This is a genomic window from Micromonospora sp. H61, assembly GCF_018070325.1.
Classification (GTDB): domain Bacteria; phylum Actinomycetota; class Actinomycetes; order Mycobacteriales; family Micromonosporaceae; genus Micromonospora; species Micromonospora salmantinae.
On sequence record NZ_JAGPXY010000218.1, the window covers coordinates 1 to 1359 of the forward strand.

The window sequence follows — 1359 nt, forward strand, 5'->3', positions numbered from 1 at the left end:
CCCCTCGATGCCTGTGGCGACGGTCCAGTTTGTCAGCCAGTCCCAGACCTCTCGCATGTCCGTTGTTTGTGGCGTCAGGGTGAGCTGGGGCGGTGCGTCGACGAGCAGCCGCTCCAGCCGGGCCCGCCGCTCCGAAAGGGGCAGGTTCAAGAGGAGTTGGCCGCCCGCGTCGGCGAGCAGGTCGAAGAGCACGTAGTGGGCAGGGCATTCGCGGGCCAGGCGGAGAAGCCCCCGGCCGGCCGTGATTCGCCGCTGCAACTGCGCGAAGCTCCGGCACCCACGTTACGAAGAGACCTGCCCCAACCTTGCGGGCGGCCGTGTCCCTATCAGCGGTCCATCGACGCCACCCGGCCCGGCGACAACACCCCCCGGATCATCGGCGCGACAGGGGCAGCAAGTCATACCGAGCCGGGCGACCGAGCAGTCCCCGGCTGGGGACCTGAAAAAGGTAACGGGGTCTGCGGGACTGCTACCGGCTTGCCGACTACCTCGAACAACTCGGCCGCGCCGAACGTGCCGGCGTGTATCCGCCCGAGAGCCTGTGGGCAGCGTTCACCTCCACCATCACGGACCCGCTCTCCTTCACGCGCTCGGCGAACAGGTCGAGAATGAAGGCCGCTACCAGCACGCTGTCCGGCTTTATCTGCAGGCCACCGACTGCGGCAACATGGATGCGTTGAAGTCGCTGGAGACGTGGTTGTGCACCGCGCCGTGCGGCAGGAGGACCCGGGGCGCAAGCTGGGCGTGGCAGAGCGAGACGCCGCGATCGGTGAGCCGCCGCAGCCACGTCGACGCCGCCGGTGTCCTGAACATCAGCGCCCGCACCTTCATCCGCCGCGAGCATCTCCGCCGCGAGCCGTCCGCCGCTGGCTAGTGGGTCGCCGACACGTTCCCTCAGAGATTCAGGAGGGTTGTGCGCCAGCCCGTTCTTGGCCCGTCTCGCTGGAGTCGTCGTCCAGACCAGCCCCGTTTAGCGGCGGCGGAAGGTCGCCGAGCAGCTCCCTCAGCCGTTGCAGTTGGCGATCGCTTACCCGCGCACCCTGCAGGTACGCCCTAACAAGGTACAAGGAAGACATATGCGGGTCGAACACATCCGCGTCCTGCAGCTGCACGTTGTCCAGGACTGCGTTCCGCAGATCGGCGTTGCTAAGGTTCGCGCCCTGCAGTTGGGTGCTTTCGAGGATCGCTCCTCGAAGTTGCGCGAGGAACAGGAAAGCACCCTGCATCTGCGCCTTGGCCAGGCGGGCGCCTTGCAACTGCGTGCCGGCTAGTTCCGCACCTTGCAACTGGGCGCCGGTCAAATCGGCGTCTCGCAATTGCGCCTTGGTCAGATACGCGCCCTGCAGGTTGGCGTGGGTG

2 protein-coding genes and 1 pseudogene are annotated in these 1359 nt (G+C 67.0%); 1 reads left to right on the forward strand and 2 read right to left on the reverse strand.

Annotation, left to right across the window (positions count from 1 at the left end):
- Positions 1 to 261: pseudogene (locus KBX08_RS33250) on the reverse strand (ATP-dependent DNA ligase); the annotation flags it as partial.
- A 280-nt stretch (positions 262 to 541) separates the two neighbouring features.
- On the opposite strand from KBX08_RS33250, the gene KBX08_RS33255 reads away from it, so the two are divergent.
- Positions 542 to 874: a hypothetical protein gene (locus KBX08_RS33255; RefSeq protein WP_210787710.1), complete on the forward strand. Its 333-nt coding sequence runs from the start codon at positions 542 to 544 to the stop codon at positions 872 to 874.
- A 28-nt stretch (positions 875 to 902) separates the two neighbouring features.
- On the opposite strand, the gene KBX08_RS33260 is transcribed toward KBX08_RS33255, so the two are convergent.
- The coding region (locus KBX08_RS33260; protein ID WP_210787711.1) for a pentapeptide repeat-containing protein at positions 903 to 1359 on the reverse strand (457 nt) is incomplete at its 5' end.